This window comes from Leclercia sp. LSNIH1, from assembly GCF_002902985.1.
Taxonomy (GTDB): domain Bacteria; phylum Pseudomonadota; class Gammaproteobacteria; order Enterobacterales; family Enterobacteriaceae; genus Enterobacter.
In genome coordinates this window covers 2,391,650-2,406,989 of the sequence record NZ_CP026167.1, presented here as the reverse complement: position 1 = coordinate 2,406,989, position 15,340 = coordinate 2,391,650, and the positions used below count along the sequence as shown (strand labels likewise).

14 protein-coding genes are annotated in these 15,340 nt (G+C 56.8%); 8 read left to right on the top strand and 6 right to left on the bottom strand.

What is annotated here, in order from left to right; genetic code table 11:
* Nucleotides 1-200: 200 nt before the first annotated feature.
* The gene (gene ldtB, locus C2U54_RS11895) at nucleotides 201-1,121 is read left to right on the top strand and encodes a L,D-transpeptidase (RefSeq protein ID WP_103178805.1); all 921 of its coding nucleotides are present in this window, start codon (nucleotides 201-203) and stop codon (nucleotides 1,119-1,121) included.
* Between the two features lie 746 nt (nucleotides 1,122-1,867).
* On the opposite strand, the gene C2U54_RS11885 is transcribed toward ldtB, so the two are convergent.
* The 5 genes from C2U54_RS11885 to mntR form a co-directional block, all read right to left on the bottom strand.
* Nucleotides 1,868-3,391, bottom strand: a complete 1,524-nt coding sequence (locus tag C2U54_RS11885) for an efflux transporter outer membrane subunit (protein ID WP_199184422.1) — start codon at nucleotides 3,389-3,391, stop codon at nucleotides 1,868-1,870.
* Entirely contained in the window at nucleotides 3,388-4,959 is a 1,572-nt protein-coding gene (locus tag C2U54_RS11880; RefSeq protein WP_103178802.1) for a DHA2 family efflux MFS transporter permease subunit, read from the bottom strand. Before C2U54_RS11880 ends, C2U54_RS11885 begins: the two co-directional genes overlap by 4 nt.
* Nucleotides 4,956-6,056: an HlyD family secretion protein gene (locus C2U54_RS11875; RefSeq protein WP_103178801.1), complete on the bottom strand. Its 1,101-nt coding sequence runs from the start codon at nucleotides 6,054-6,056 to the stop codon at nucleotides 4,956-4,958. Before C2U54_RS11875 ends, C2U54_RS11880 begins: the two co-directional genes overlap by 4 nt.
* Before the next feature lie 103 nt (nucleotides 6,057-6,159).
* Nucleotides 6,160-7,269 (bottom strand): anion transporter, encoded by a 1,110-nt coding sequence (locus C2U54_RS11870; protein WP_103178800.1) that lies wholly within the window; start codon nucleotides 7,267-7,269, stop codon nucleotides 6,160-6,162.
* Nucleotides 7,266-7,739 (bottom strand): manganese-binding transcriptional regulator MntR, encoded by a 474-nt coding sequence (gene mntR, locus C2U54_RS11865; protein WP_103178799.1) that lies wholly within the window; start codon nucleotides 7,737-7,739, stop codon nucleotides 7,266-7,268. The genes C2U54_RS11870 and mntR overlap by 4 nt, the downstream gene beginning before the upstream one ends.
* 183 nt (nucleotides 7,740-7,922) lie before the next feature.
* Here mntR and mntS point away from each other — a divergent pair, with 183 nt between their 5' ends.
* Nucleotides 7,923-8,048 carry a manganase accumulation protein MntS gene (mntS, locus tag C2U54_RS11860; protein WP_103178798.1) on the top strand — a complete coding sequence of 42 codons (126 nt, stop codon included), beginning with the start codon at nucleotides 7,923-7,925 and terminating at the stop codon, nucleotides 8,046-8,048.
* 279 nt (nucleotides 8,049-8,327) lie between these two features.
* The gene (locus C2U54_RS11855; RefSeq protein ID WP_103178797.1) at nucleotides 8,328-9,911 is read left to right on the top strand and encodes a phosphoethanolamine transferase; all 1,584 of its coding nucleotides are present in this window, start codon (nucleotides 8,328-8,330) and stop codon (nucleotides 9,909-9,911) included.
* 278 nt (nucleotides 9,912-10,189) lie between these two features.
* On the opposite strand, the gene ompX is transcribed toward C2U54_RS11855, so the two are convergent.
* Complete coding sequence (ompX, locus tag C2U54_RS11850; RefSeq protein ID WP_103178796.1) at nucleotides 10,190-10,708, bottom strand: outer membrane protein OmpX; 519 nt, start codon at nucleotides 10,706-10,708, stop codon at nucleotides 10,190-10,192.
* A 355-nt stretch (nucleotides 10,709-11,063) separates the two neighbouring features.
* Between ompX and rhtA the strand changes: the two genes are divergently transcribed.
* The 5 genes from rhtA to glnQ all read left to right on the top strand — a co-directional run bounded on the left by rhtA (nucleotide 11,064) and on the right by glnQ (nucleotide 15,340).
* Nucleotides 11,064-11,951, top strand: a complete 888-nt coding sequence (gene rhtA / locus C2U54_RS11845; protein ID WP_103178795.1) for a threonine/homoserine exporter RhtA — start codon at nucleotides 11,064-11,066, stop codon at nucleotides 11,949-11,951.
* Nucleotides 11,952-12,230: 279 nt separating this feature from the next.
* Nucleotides 12,231-12,734 (top strand): DNA starvation/stationary phase protection protein Dps, encoded by a 504-nt coding sequence (dps, locus tag C2U54_RS11840; protein WP_103178794.1) that lies wholly within the window; start codon nucleotides 12,231-12,233, stop codon nucleotides 12,732-12,734.
* 360 nt (nucleotides 12,735-13,094) lie between these two features.
* A complete protein-coding gene (glnH, locus tag C2U54_RS11835; RefSeq protein WP_103178793.1) occupies nucleotides 13,095-13,841 on the top strand; it encodes a glutamine ABC transporter substrate-binding protein GlnH in 747 nt (248 codons plus the stop codon).
* 120 nt (nucleotides 13,842-13,961) lie between these two features.
* Nucleotides 13,962-14,621: a glutamine ABC transporter permease GlnP gene (gene glnP / locus C2U54_RS11830; RefSeq protein WP_039029408.1), complete on the top strand. Its 660-nt coding sequence runs from the start codon at nucleotides 13,962-13,964 to the stop codon at nucleotides 14,619-14,621.
* Nucleotides 14,618-15,340, top strand: coding sequence for a glutamine ABC transporter ATP-binding protein GlnQ (gene glnQ / locus C2U54_RS11825; protein ID WP_103178792.1), 723 nt, complete (start codon nucleotides 14,618-14,620; stop codon nucleotides 15,338-15,340). Before glnP ends, glnQ begins: the two co-directional genes overlap by 4 nt.

Here is a 15,340-nt window from a genome sequence, read left to right as displayed (position 1 = left end):
TGTGATAAACCCGGCATTATGCCACAATTCCGAAATGAGATCCCGCTTAACAACGTAGCGCTACACTTAACAGAATTGAAAAAAGTGTGATTTAGTACACATCCGAATTCCATGCGGGTGGGAATGCACATATAATGCGCTCCCTAAACCGTTCTGACTTTTAAACAACCTGCCAACGTGGCACAGATACCTCGCACAACATGAATATGAAATTAACTTCGCTTTTTGCGGCGGCGTTTGCCGTAGTAGGGTTTTGCAAGACCGCTTCTGCTGTCACCTATCCACTGCCAACCGACGGTAGCCGTCTGGTCGGTCAGAACCAGGTTGTGACCATTGAAGAAGGCAACAGCCAGCCGCTGGAATATTTCGCAGCAGAATATCAACTTGGCCTCTCCAACATGATGGAAGCTAACCCGGGCGTCGATCCGTACCTGCCGAAAGGCGGCACCGTGCTGAACATTCCTCAGCAGCTGATCCTGCCGGATACCGTGCATGAAGGTATCATCATCAACAGCGCCGAAATGCGTCTGTACTACTACCCGAAAGGCACCAACACCGTAATCGTGCTGCCAATCGGTATCGGCCAGCTGGGTAAAGATACCCCGATGAACTGGACCACCAAAGTTGAGCGTAAGAAAGCGGGCCCAACCTGGACCCCAACCGCGAAAATGCACGCGGAATACATTGCCGCGGGCGAGCCGCTGCCAGCCGTTGTGCCTGCGGGCCCGGATAACCCAATGGGTCTGTACGCGCTCTATATTGGCCGTCTGTATGCGATTCACGGCACCAATGCCAACTTCGGTATCGGCCTGCGCGTGAGCCACGGTTGTGTACGTCTGCGTAACGACGACATCAAATTCCTGTTCGAAAACGTACCGGTGGGTACTCGCGTACAGTTCATCAACGAGCCGGTAAAAGCGACCACCGAGCCAGATGGCAGCCGTTACCTCGAAGTGCATAACCCGCTCTCTACCAGCGAAGAGCAGATCGACAATAACGTGACTGTGCCAATTACCCTGACCAGCAATGTGCAGGCGGTGACCGGCCAGCAGGATGTGGATGCGACGATTGTGGATCAGGCGATTCAGAATCGTTCGGGGATGCCGGTTCGTCTGAACTAATCGACCGTTTGTTAAAGGAACAATTCTGTCGTAACGGTGGAATTGTTCCGTTCACTAAAGCATTTCTGCATTATGTTCACCCCGCTGCGGTGAACGTGTTAAGGGGGCTATCGCCGCCCCCTTAACAATCCCGGCTCCCGGCAAAGAAAATCGCCGCTTCGCGGATTGTTCGCCCCATCCCTGGGGCTCACCCCTTCGGGGCCAGCGCAAGCGCTGTCCAAAATTGCTCCCGGCAATTTTGTCTTCAGCTTATTCCTTCCGGCTTTCGGGTCGGGCGTGATCCTACATCCATGTAGGTCACGCCCTCTCGGCGCATCCCTGCGCCTCGCCCCGGCCTACAGGAAACGCTTCGGCGATTTTCAGCCGGACTCCCGCCCCCTCCACCATTCCAGCTGTTTGAAAGAAGATTTAAAAAGATTTTTTATAAGTCTTGCATGTGGCACGGGGGTTGAGTTCCCGCTGAAATCGGCGAGCCGGAGACCGGATGACAAGGGCTGGACGCCAGGGATGGCGGCCAGAGGCGAATCGAGACAGGCTGTCGAGTTGAGCCGACCGCAGGCAGCAGGTCGGGAGGTGAGCGCAGTGCGAAGCACCGATTTCTTGCGGGGCCGCGGGGATTGAAAAGGGGGCCGCGGTGGCCCCCTTTTCCCGTTCACGTGTGATGGAACGTCATATTCTATCCGTCATAAAGTGAACGGAACTTGCCTCTGAAAGACGAATATGCAATTTCTTTCCAAAGCGCTAAATCATCCCCTCGGCGCATCCCCAAACACAGCATAATCCGGCAGCTGCACCTCCTGATACGGCTCCCATCCCCCGCCAAGCGCTTTATAGAGCGCCACCAGATCCAGCGCACTCTGCACCCGGGCCTGATCCCGCTGCTGCTGCGCCTGGGCCAGCTGGCGCTGGGCATCAAGCACGTCGATAAAGGTGGCGATCCCCTGACGATAGCTGCTGCTCGCCAGATCGAAAGCGTTTTGCAGCGCATCGATGGTTTTGCTTAATCCCGCCTCCCGCTTCTGGTCGGTGCGGTAGCTGACCAGCGCATTTTCCACATCCCCCAGCGCGGTAAGCACCGTCTGACGATAGTCCAGCACGGCGGCACCCTGCTGGGCACGGGCGACCTTCACGCTGGAGACCAGCCGTCCGCCCTGGAAGATGGGAATAGAGACCTGCGGCCCGACGCTGTAGAAGTGGCTGCTCCAGTCGGTGAGCCAGCTGGCCTCGCTGTTACGCAGCCCAAACTGGCCGCTGAGGGAGACGCTGGGGAAGAGCTGCGCCACCGACACGCCGATCTGCGCGGTGGCCGCATGCAGATTCGCCTCGGCCTCACGCACGTCCGGACGTCGCCGCGCCAGCGTGGACGGGATCCCGGTGGGGACAATTTCCGGCAACTCGGACAGCGGTTTGCTGGCCTGCAATTCGCCGTCCAGCGCCCCCGGCGGTTTGCCCAGCAGGATCGCCAGGCCGTTCATCGCCTGCCGCGCCTGGGCTTCATACTGCGGAAGCTGCGCCTCCAGATTGCCAAGCTGGGCGCGGGCGTTCTCCACGTCCATCTGCGGCGACAGGCCGCCGCGCTGGCGGCTGCTGGTCAGATCCAGAGTCTGCTGCGCGCTCTCGATCTGGGTGTTGAGCGTCGCGATGCTGCTCTGGGCACCGCGCAGCTGGAGCCAGGCGCGGGCGACTTCCGCCTCCAGCGACACCAGCGCATCGTTGCGCTGCTCGATAGCCGCCTGCTGCTGAGCGTTGGCGGCTTCAACCTGGCGGCGCACCTTGCCCCACAGATCCAGCTCCCACTGGGCGTCAAAGCTGCCCTGATAGAGGTTAATCGGCTGGGTCAGCGGCCCCAGCGCCCCGCGCAATTCAGGGTCGACATCATCAAGCTGGTCGTACACGCCGTGGGATTTCAGCTCCCCCTCCAGCCCCAGCTGCTGCCGGGTAGCCTGCAGGTTGCCGTTCACCGCCGGGAAGAAGGCGCCGCCCGCCTGGTTGATCTGTTCCCGCGCCCCGGCGATGCGCAGCACGGTTTGCTGTAGCGACAGGTTGCCGGCGATGGCGCGCTCAATCAGGCTATCCAGCTGAGGATCGCCGAAGGTTTTCCACCAGCGAGGATTGATGGCGCTCGACGCGGTTTGTGATTTCACGCCGCCATCTCCCGGATCGTTCCACTGGCTCGGGGTTTGCGGCGCGGGCTGCTGGTAATCAGGCCCTACGGCACAGCCTGCCAGCAGCAGCATTAACATCAGGGGGCTTAAACGTCGAATCATCAGTGTGCTCCTGCACTCCCCTCGCTCTTAACCGGCGAGAGCAACAAACAAAACGGAATCAGTAAGAGGGCCACCGCGCTCAGAATGGTGAAGACGTCCACGTAGGCCAGGAAACGCGACTGCTCAATCATCGCCTGGTACATGCGCCCGGTGGCGATGCCGGTGGGGTCGCCCACCTGGGTGGTAAAGTTCTGGATCGCCTGGGCCATCTCGCGGATCGTCTGCTGGAACGGCTCATCAAACGCCGAGGTATGCGTGGCGAGATGCGCGCTGTGGGCCTGGGAGCGCTCGGTGATGGCTGCCGTCGAGAGCGAAATGCCCACCGACCCCGCCACGTTGCGGAACATGGTAAAGAGCGCCGCAGCGTCGGCGTTCAGCCGCCGGGGGATCGAGATAAAGGCGATGGTGGTCAGGGGCACAAACAGGAACCCCAGCCCAATCGATTGGGCGCTGCGGAACAGCACCAGGGTCTCGAAGTCGATATCCGGCGTCAGCGTCCGCGACCAGAAGAAGGCCGTCGCCAGGCAGGCAAAGCCGAAGGCGATGATCCAGCGCGTCTGCACAATCGGCATCAGCTTCAGCACCAGCGGGATGGTCAGCACAATGAGGATCGCGCCGGGCGAGAGCACCAGCCCTGACCAGGTGGCGGTATAGCCCAGGTCCTGCTGCGCCAGCTGCGGGATCACCACCGAACTGCCGTAGAGGATCATCGCCATACCGGCCATCAGCAGGCTGGAGACCGCGAAGTTTTTATCCTTCATGCAGTGCAGATCCACCACCGGCTTTTTGGCATACAGCAGCCAGTAGATGGCGCCGATAATGCCGATCAACGTCAGGACGGCGAAGGTGCGCGTAAAGTTCGAGTTAAACCAGTCTTCGTCTTCCCCGCGGTCGAGCATCACCTGCAGGCAGCCGAGGCCAAGGGCGATAAGCCCGATGCCGGTCCAGTCGACGGAGAGTTTCTCCTTCGATTTACTCTCCCAGGGCGGATCTTCCAGCAGCTGATAGATCGCCAGAACGGTCACTATCCCCACCGGAATGTTAATAAAGAACACCCAGCGCCAGGAGTAGTTATCGGTGATCCAGCCGCCAAGCGTCGGCCCCAGCACCGGGGCGACAATAATGGCGATGGACGACAGGCCAAAAGCCTTACCGCGATCTTCCGGCTTAAAGTAGTCGAGCAGCACCGACTGCTGGGTCGGCTGCAGCCCGCCACCAAAGAAGCCCTGCAGAATACGGAACAGGATGATCTGCCAAAGCTCGGTGGCGATCCCGCACAGGAAGGAGCAGATGGTGAACATCACAATGCAGATCAGGAAGAACTGCTTGCGGCCAAAAAGCCGGCTCAGAAACGCCGAGATGGGGAGCACGATGCCGTTCGCCACCAGATAGCTGGTGAGCACCCAGGTGGATTCGTCATAGCTGGCGGAGAGCGAGCCCGCCACGTGGGGCAGCGCCACGTTCACGATGGTGGTGTCGAGGATCTCCATAAACACCGCGAGGGTGACGACGATCGCCACCGCCCACGGGTTGCTGGCGGGCCGCCAGTTTTCATGGCTGTGGTCGGTCATTCCACGGTTACCTTCGGCTCAACCGACAGGCCCAGCGGCAGCGGCTTATTAGGGTCCAGCCCTTTATCAATAACAATTTTCACCGGCACGCGCTGGACGATCTTCACGAAGTTACCGGTGGCGTTCTCCGACGGGAAGGCGGCAAAGCGCGAGCCGCTCCCCTGCTGGATAGAGTCGACATGCCCTTCCAGCTCCATATCCGGCCAGGCGTCCACGCTCAGCGTAACCTTATTCCCGGGGCGCATCCGCTCCAGCTGGGACTCTTTGAAGTTGGCCACCACCCAGATATCGCTCGAAACCAGAGAAAAGAGCGCGGTGCCCGCCTGCACCAGGGTGCCGGTCTGGACGTTGCGCTTCGTGATGTAGCCATCAAAGGGAGCACGCACCTGGGTGTAAGAAAGGTTCAGCTCGGCGGTCTCCAGCTGGGCGCGCGCCTGCTCCACCTGACGTTCCCGGGCTTCGACGTTGGTCTCCTGCTGGCGAATTTGCAGTTGCACCTGGGAGGCCACCTCAAGCTGCGCTTTGGCGCTGGCTAGCTGGGCCTGGGCGCTGCGCAGCTGGGCATTGGCCGCGTCGATGCTCTGTTGGGTAGTGGCGCGGGGATCGACGCCGCGCTGACGGCGATACTCCGCCTGGGCATTGGCGAGATCGGCCTGGGCTTTAATCACCTGGGCATTCGCTTCGTCGCGCTGGGCGGGATATTGCACTTTCGAGAGGGCAAGCTGCGCCTGGGCCTGATGCAATTGGGCCTCGGCCAGACCCAACTGGGCTTTAGCCTGATCGCGCTGGGCGAGCGTATCCCGGGGATCGATGGTCACCAGCAGATCGCCTTTTTTCACCCGCTGGTTATCCCGCACCCGCAGTTCGGTGACGTAGCCTGCGGTTTTCGGGGCGATGGTGACGGCGTCGCCTTCGGTGAAGGCATCGTCGGTGGTCTCCTGGTTGCGGGTCATCAACCACCAGACCAGGGCCACGATGACCATCACGATCACCACAATACCCAGAATAATCAGCGGTTTTTTGCCGGGGCGTTTACGTTCAGTCTCTTTACTGTCTTTATTATCTGCGTCGTCAGAGGTGTGGTTTTCTTCGGCCATAGAACAGCATCCATCCTGTTAGTGAGCGGTATCACCATTTATACCGCTCACTAAAGTTAGGACGTTGCTATACATTTGCCAGGAAAAACTGACAAAGAGGGCACTATATGAGAAGGAATAATCCGAAACCGACGAACCCGGCCCAGGCCAGCATCGGCAGCGACCAGAGATGGAAGCGCCACCAGATACGACGATCGTTTGCCATCCGCAGGGCGATGAGGTTAGCGAGGGATCCCGGCAGCAGACCAAAGCCCCCAACGTTTACCGCCCAGGCCAGCAACGCCGTCGGCGGCACATAGTTCAGCAGCAGAATGGTAGAGGGCACGTTGCTGATAAACTGCGACAGCCCGATGGCGGTCAACCACAGTCCCGGCTGCGACAGATGGGTGACATTTTGCAGTACGCCCTGCAACGCCGGGACCTGAATTAGCAGGTGCACATCGATAAACATCGCCATAAACACCAGCAGTAGCGTCCAGTCGACGCTTATCAGCACCCGACGCGCCAGCAGCAGGAAGCCCCCCGCTACCAGCAGCACTCCCCATGGCTCCTGCTTCAGATCGAGGGCCACCAGAAAGACCAGATAGAGCGCCAGACAACTCCACGCCAGCCGCGGTTTCGCCTGGGCGACGGCGCTGCCGCTGTGGTAGCGCAGCGGCGTTGCCGGGAAAGCAAACCAGCACAGCAGCGCCAGGGTGAGCATCATCACCAGCGCCAGCGGCGCCATCTGCCAGGTAAAGGCGGCGAACGACAGCCCGGAGCGCCCCCATAGCAGGATGTTTTGCGGATTACCAATCGGGGTCAACAGCGACCCGGCGTTAACCGCCAGCGCCTCGAAGATGATCATCCGGTTGACCGGGATTTCGCACAGCTTGCGCAGCGTGAGCGTCAGCGGCACCACGATAAACAGCGCCACATCATTGGTCAGGAAGGTGGAGAGCAGCGCGGCAGAGAAGACCATAAACAGCGCCAGGCGCCGCTCGGTAGCGAAACGGCGCACCATCTTGCGCCCGAGTACGTCAAAAAAGCCGCTCTGCTCGACCCCTTTGGTGAGCATCATCAGTCCGGCGAGGGTAATAATGGTGTGCCAGTCGATGGCGGCAGGCCAGCGCTCAGGTGCGAAGGGCACCAGAAAACTGAGTCCAATCCCGACCACCAGCAACAGATGAAAGAAGCGATCGCGGGCCAGCGCCCGCAGGCCTGGAAAGGTCATTCTGCGGCGGATCCGTGTTTCAGCGTAAAGGCCAGGAACTGCTGCAACGTCTCTTCGCTAACGTGGTGTTCCATCCCCTCGGCATCCCGGCGGGCAATCTCAGGGCTTACGCCCAGCACCAACAGGAAGTTTTCGACAATCTGATGGCGCTCGCGGCTCGCCTGCGCCAGCTTTTCCCCTTCCGGAGTGAGAAAGACGCCGCGCCAGGGGATCATTTCGATCAGGCCCACCGTGGCCAGACGCTTGAGCATTTTTGCCACCGTCGGCTGCGAGACGCCGAGACGCGCCGCCATATCCACCTGACGGGCCTCCCCTACTTCGCGGATCAGATCCGAGATCAGCTCGACATAGTCATCAATCAGTTCGCGGCGATGCGCTTCGCGAACCTGGCGAAAGCCTTCGACATGCTCTTCGACATTGACCAGTTGCGTCATTTTTTTTGTTGTTGGTTTACCTGCACGGCGATTCATTGTGCTTCCTCAATCCGGTGACACATCAAGCGTATCAATGCATAAGCGGCCATTGTAAACCATCGCTACACAAGCACAAAAAATTAACGTAATAGCCATAGCTATACAACATAGCCTGTGCTATATCTGTATGTAATGCAGTCACCCTTCAGGGATCGAAGGGATCAACCCGCAGGAGGTCACATGAACGAATTCAAGAGGTGTATGCGCGTGTTTAGCCACTCTCCCTTTAAGGTACGCTTAATGCTGCTGAATATGATTTGCGACATCATCAACGGCAAGCCAGAGCAGAACAAACCTTCCCACTAAGCGGCGTCGCGGTACGCCGCTTCATTTTTTTGTCATTTATCATCGCTATACTCCCTCGCGGACGGCTATTCCCCGATCTTTTTTACGGAAATGCAGCCCTCTTCGCAAAACACCCCTTTTATATCTGTTGACGTTATACCTTACTGGCTCTATCTTCTTGCAGCCCTGCACTTTTTGCGGCTCGCAGATGCGGACCTCAATCCCCCTTCTACGCATTCTCAGGCAGGTTTTGACCCTTGGCGCCAGGGTGAGCACATGGCGTTTTCGCGATAGTGACCTATGAATTTAACCCTGAAAGAGACGCTCATTACCCGCAGCCGGGCCTTAAGCCCGTGGACGGGATTCTATTTTTTACAGTCGCTGCTGATTAACTTTGCCCTGGGCTACGAATTCAGCCTGCTGTATGCCGTTGCCTTCACCTGTATCCTGCATCTGTTATGGCTCGGCGCGCCGCGACTGCAGAAAGGGGTGGTTGGGATCTGCTCGCTGGTGGCGGCCATGTATTTCCCGTTTGGTCAGGCCTACGGCGCGCCAAACTTTAATACCCTGCTGGCGATGCACTCCACCAACATGGAAGAGTCGACGGAGATCCTCACCATCTTCCCGTGGTACAGCTATATTGTCGCCCTGTTTATCTTTGCGCTCGGCGTGATTGCCGTGCGCCGTAAGCCCCAGCCCAGAAACGCGTGGAGCAAAATCGACAGCCTGTGCCTGGTCTTCAGCGTGGTGGCCTTTTTCGTCGCCCCGGTGCAGAACCTGGCCTGGGGCGGCGTCTTCAAGCTGAAAGATACCGGCTATCCGGTGTTTCGCTTCGTCAAAGATGTGGTGGTGAACAACCAGGAAGTGGTTGAAGAGCAGGCCCGGATGGCCGAACTGTCACAGATGAAGGACACCTGGAACGTGCTGGGGGTAAAACCGAAGTATCACATCTATATGGTGGTGATCGGTGAAAGTGCCCGCCGCGATGCGCTGGGGGCGTTTGGCGGCCACTGGAATAACACCCCGTTTGCCAGCAAGGTCAACGGCACCCTGTTTACCGATTACATTGCCGCCAGCGGTTCAACCCAGAAGTCGCTGGGGCTGACGCTTAACCGGGTAGTGGATAACAAGCCACAGTATCAGGATAACTTTGTGACCCTCGCCAACCGCGCGGACTTCCAGAGCTGGTGGTTCTCCAACCAGGGGCAGATCGGGGAATACGATACCGCCATCGCCAGCATTGCCAAACGGGCTGACGAAGTGCATTTCCTGAAAAGCGGTGATTTCGAGGCGGATAAAAATACCCGGGATGAGGCGTTACTGAAGATGACCGAACAGGTCTTCAGCAGCCATCGCACCCAGCCGCAGCTGATCGTTCTGCACCTGATGGGCTCCCACCCGCAGGCCTGCGATCGCACTCAGGGGAAATATGCCGAGTTCGTGCAGTCGAAAGAGACCTCGTGCTATCTCTACACCATGACCCAGACCGATGACCTGCTCAGCAAGCTCTATGCCCAGCTGCAAAACACCGGCGAGAGCTTCTCGATGGTCTATTTCTCCGATCACGGGCTGGCGTTCAAGGAGCGCGGAAAAGAGGTGCAGTATCTGGCGCACGACGACGCTTATCAGCAGAACTTCCAGGTGCCGTTTATGGTGCTGTCGAGCGATGACAAAGCCCATCGCATCATCAAAGCGCGCCGCTCGGCGAATGATTTCCTGAGCTTCTTCTCGCAGTGGACGGGGATCAGGGCCAAAGAGATCGCGAATAAGTACCGCTTCCTGTCGAATGACAAAGCGCCGCCGGTGTATGTGACCAACTTTAAATTACAGAAAGTCGATTACAACCATCTGGGGACGGATCTGTTTGAAACGAAAAGCCGGTAGGTTGTTAGCCCCCACCTATCGGTCCGCAACTATGGTCTGCTCCCTCTCCCTTGAGGGAGAGGGTTGGGGTGAGGGAGAGCATGCGCCTCGCCCCGGCCTTCCGGAAACGCTTCGGCGATTTTCAGCCGGACCAGGGAGCCGCTGTAAGTTAGCGATTTTTTTAGAATTTGATCATTGCTGTAGACGCGAAATATTCCTGGTGGCTCTTCAGCGCACAGGGAAGGACAAAAACAAAAAAACCCGCCGAAGCGGGTTTTTATAATGGCTCACCGAAGTGATTAGAAGCGGTAACCTACGCCCGCGATCCAGGTGCCAACGTCAACGTTACGGATGCGGCTCTGCTCATAGGAGAAGTCCAGCGCAACGTTTTCAACTGGGTTGAACTGCATACCTGCGCCATAGGAGAAGCCGTAGTCGCTGTTGCTTGCAGTACGGTTGAAGCCCTGGTTTTCAGTCTGCTGGAATTTACCGTAGCCAACACCCACAACACCGTAGATGCTCGCCCAGTCGTTCAGACGGTAAGCCGGGCCAGCGGTGATGCCGTAGTACTGACCTTTGTTGTACGCGCCGTCTTCAGAACGGTCTTTCTCGGTGTAAGTGAAGGAACCGATAACACCCAGTGGGTTGTTATCCTGCTCGTAGCGATATTTCAGGTTGAAACCGTTGGTTTTGTTCATCACGCCCTGCATATCGCTCTGAGCGTAACCGCCAGTAACGGTAGAAGTATCCGCCATTGCGGAACCTGCGGTAACAGCCAGAACTGCCGCCAGTGCTGAAAGACATGCAATTTTTTTCATAACCACCTCAAATGTGCTTCAAGTAAATCCGTAAGTTTTAAATATATCAAAAAAACTTGTGAAACTCTTTGTGATTCATGATGTCTAACGCGGGTTTTCATGTAACTAAACATTTCCACCAGCAGCTATCTTATTCAAAAAACACCAGATTTGTGTTTCAATCAGCTAATTTTGCGCGTCAGTCACAATACATTCATCCAGACGATTCCTAAACTGTTACAGAAATCATCCGCTCGTGTGACGCCATTTTACGGATTTGTGACGACTTTTTTTCAACAAAGTCTCAACCGCCCGACGTTATTTCCTTTACACTCCTCCTCTTTACTTCCTTTGACACAAACTGACAGGAGAAAGGATGCCTGGGTTGTCTCGCAGGGCGCCGGTCTGGTTGCCCGTCATCGTTATCCTTATTGCTATGCTCTCCATTCAGAGCGGCGCGTCGCTGGCAAAATCGCTCTTTCCGCTAGTGGGTGCCCCTGGCGTGACGGCGCTGCGTATTGCGCTCGGCACCCTCATTCTGGTTGTGATTTTTAACCCCTGGCGGCTGCGCTTTCAGAAGGAGCAGCGCCTGCCCCTGCTGTTTTACGGGCTTTCTCTGGGGGCGATGAACTACCTCTTCTACCTGTCGATTCAGACGGTGCCGCTGGGGATCGCCGTGGCGCTGGAGTTCACCGGCCCGCTGGCGGTAGCCCTTTTCTCCTCCCGACGTCGGGTAGACTTTATCTGGGTGGTGCTGGCGGTGCTCGGGCTATGGTTTCTCCTGCCGCTGGGCCAGGACGTCTCGCACGTTGATCTCACTGGTGCGGCGCTGGCGCTGGGGGCCGGTGCCTGCTGGGCCATCTATATTCTGACCGGACAGCGCGCAGGAGAAGAGCACGGCCCGGCCACGGTCGCCCTCGGATCGCTTATCGCCGCCATTGTTTTCGTTCCGCTGGGGATGGCCCAGGCCACCGAATCGATCTGGCAGTGGTCAATCCTGCCGGTGGGGCTGGCGGTGGCGGTGCTCTCCACCGCGCTCCCCTACTCACTGGAGATGATTGCCTTAACACGCCTGCCGACGCGTATTTTCGGCACCCTGATGAGCATGGAACCGGCGCTGGCGGCAATATCCGGGATGGTGTTTCTTGGCGAATCCCTGACCTTCACCCAGACTCTGGCGCTCTGCTCAATCATTGCCGCCTCGATGGGTTCGACCCTTACCCTGCGCCGGGAGAGTAAAGTCGAAGAGGTGGATATCCGCTAGCAGGCGTTATTTTGCCGGGGAGCGGCTTCCCGGCAAAATATTCCCATTCGCATTAGCGTCATTATTTTGAAATATCTTCCTCCCCTCCCTCAAAGCCCTTAAAAAATAAGATTAATTTACCCGCATATATCCATATTGTTTTATTTTCAATAGGTTACATATAACAACCAACCTTTCACTATTAAACCGATAGGCAGTACCCGGTCGCGCTATCTATAGCCAGTGCTATACTTAATCTCGAAATTACTTTGGACGCCAACATCAAGAGGAAATGAGATTATGCCTACCGCTAAACTGGTAAAAACAAAAGCACCTAATCTGCTGTATACCCGTAACGATGTGTCAGACAGCGATAAGAAAGCGACGATTGAGCTGCTGAATCGCCAGGTGATCCAGTTCATTGACCTGTCTCTGATTACTAAACAGGCTCACTGGAATATGCGCGGTGCCAACTTTATTGCTGTGCATGAGATGCTGGATGGCTTCCGTACTGCACTGACTACCCACCTGGATACCATGGCCGAACGTGCCGTGCAGCTGGGCGGTGTGGCGCTGGGTACTACCCAGGTGATTAACAGCAAAACGCCGCTGAAGAGCTACCCGCTGGATATCCACAGCGTTCAGGACCACCTGAAGGAGCTGGCGGATCGTTATGCCGTGGTCGCTAACGATGTGCGTAAAGCGATTGGCGAAGTGAAAGACGAAGACACGGCGGATATCCTCACCGCGGCTTCCCGCGACCTGGATCAGTTCCTGTGGTTCATCGAATCTAACATCGAGTAATCCATAGCTTTTTGCTATTACACCCTCGCTCCTGGCGGGGGTTTTGCACTTTCATGGTGCAGTCATTTCTCCTCTCCCCCGGCAAAAGTAAAGCATTTGTAATAATCACCTCACACAATCGTTAATGAAAGATTGTTTTCTCATCAATATTTGCGCTAAATAGCATAACCGTTAGTGATGGCGTTTCGCTGCACCAAAACAGTGCTTCGTTATGGTGCAACTGACCGCCATTGTGACCTTTTTTGTGCAATGAAATCCGTCCTGGCCTTGCAAAAACAACACGTTGTAAAGTTGGCACGATTTTTTCATAGAGCGTTCGTTCTCGCAGGGGATCGCCCCGTGGATATAAAAGGAAATGCTATGAAGTCTGTATTAAAAGTTTCACTGGCTGCACTTACCCTGGCTTTTGCGGTCTCTTCTCAGGCTGCTGATAAGAAACTGATTGTTGCCACCGACACCGCCTTCGTACCGTTCGAATTTAAACAGGGCGACCAGTACGTTGGTTTTGATGTGGATCTGTGGGCGGCTATCGCCAAAGAACTGAAGCTGGACTACACCCTGAAGCCAATGGACTTCAGCGGTATCGTGCCGGCCCTGCAAACCAAAAACGTTGACCTGGCGCTGGCCGGTATCACCATTACTGACGCACGTAAAAAAGCGATCGACTTCTCTGACGGCTACTACAAAAGCGGCCTGCTGGTGATGGTGAAAGCGGATAACAACGACGTTAAAAGCGTGAAAGATCTCGACGGCAAAGTGGTTGCGGTGAAGAGCGGCACCGGTTCTGTTGATTACGCCAAGGCAAATATCAAATCGAAAGATCTGCGCCAGTTCCCGAACATCGACAACGCCTACATGGAACTCGGCACCAACCGTGCTGACGCCGTGCTGCACGACACGCCAAACATCCTTTACTTCATCAAAACCGCAGGCAATGGCAAGTTCAAAGCGGTAGGTGATTCCCTGGAAGCACAGGAATACGGTATCGCCTTCCCGAAAGGCAGCGACGAGCTGCGTACTAAAGTGAATGGCGCGCTGAAAACCCTGCGCGAGAACGGCACCTACAACGAAATCTATAAAAAATGGTTCGGTACTGAACCTAAATAAAACAGCCTGTTAAACAGGAACTGTACTGCCCGGTGACGCTTGCGTTGACCGGGCCTACAATTGTAACCATCCCCCTGATGGTTAATTGTCTGTTTTCACCACGGTATACAGGAACTCATCATGCAGTTTGACTGGAGCGCCATCTGGCCCGCCATTCCTCTTTTGCTTGAAGGCGCCAAAATGACCCTGTGGATTTCGGTCCTCGGTCTGGTTGGCGGGTTGATTATCGGCCTTGTCGCCGGTTTTGCCCGCACCTACGGCGGCTGGATAGCCAACCACGTAGCGCTGGTTTTCATCGAAGTTATCCGCGGCACGCCGATTGTGGTGCAGGTGATGTTTATCTACTTCGCACTGCCGATGGCCTTTACCGACCTGCGGATTGACCCGTTCAGCGCGGCGGTGGTCACCATCATGATCAACTCGGGCGCCTATATCGCCGAGATCACCCGCGGTGCGGTACTGTCGATCCACAAAGGCTTCAGCGAGGCCGGTCTGGCGCTGGGTCTCTCCCGTCGCGAAACCATCCGCCACGTGATCCTGCCGCTGGCGCTGCGCCGCATGCTGCCACCGCTGGGTAACCAGTGGATCATCAGCATTAAAGATACCTCCCTGTTCATTGTTATCGGCGTGGCTGAACTGACCCGTCAGGGCCAGGAGATCATTGCCGGTAACTTCCGTGCGCTGGAGATCTGGAGCGCCGTGGCCGTGGTCTATTTGATTATTACGCTGGCGCTGAGCTTCGTGCTGCGTCGTCTTGAAAGAAGGATGAAAATCCTGTGATTGAATTTAAAAACGTCTCCAAGCACTTCGGTCAGACCCAGGTGCTGCACAACATCGATCTGACTATTCAGACCGGCGAAGTGGTGGTCATTATCGGGCCGTCCGGCTCCGGCAAATCGACCCTGCTGCGCTGCATCAACAAGCTGGAGGAGATCACCAGCGGCGATCTGATTGTCGATGGCCTGAAGGTTAACGACCCGAAAGTGGACGAGCGCCTGATCCGCCAGGAAGCGGGCATGGTGTTCCAGCAGTTTTATCTCTTCCCGCACCTGACGGCGCTGGAAAACGTGATGTTTGGCCCCCTGCGCGTGCGCGGCGCCGACAAAGCGGCAGCCGAGCGGCTTGCAAAAGAGCTGCTGGCGAAAGTGGGGCTGGCGGAGCGCGGGCATCACTACCCGTCCGAGCTCTCCGGCGGTCAGCAGCAGCGCGTGGCCATCGCCCGTGCGCTGGCGGTGAAACCGAAGATGATGCTCTTCGATGAGCCAACCTCGGCCCTCGACCCGGAACTGCGCCACGAAGTGCTGAAGGTTATGCAGGATCTGGCGGAAGAAGGGATGACTATGGTGATCGTGACCCACGAAATCGGCTTTGCCGAGAAAGTGGCCTCACGCCTGATCTTTATCGACAAAGGCCGTATTGCCGAAGATGGCAATCCGCAGACGTTGATTGAGAACCCACCGAGCCAGCGTTTGCAGGAGTTTTTGCAGCACGTTGCGTAA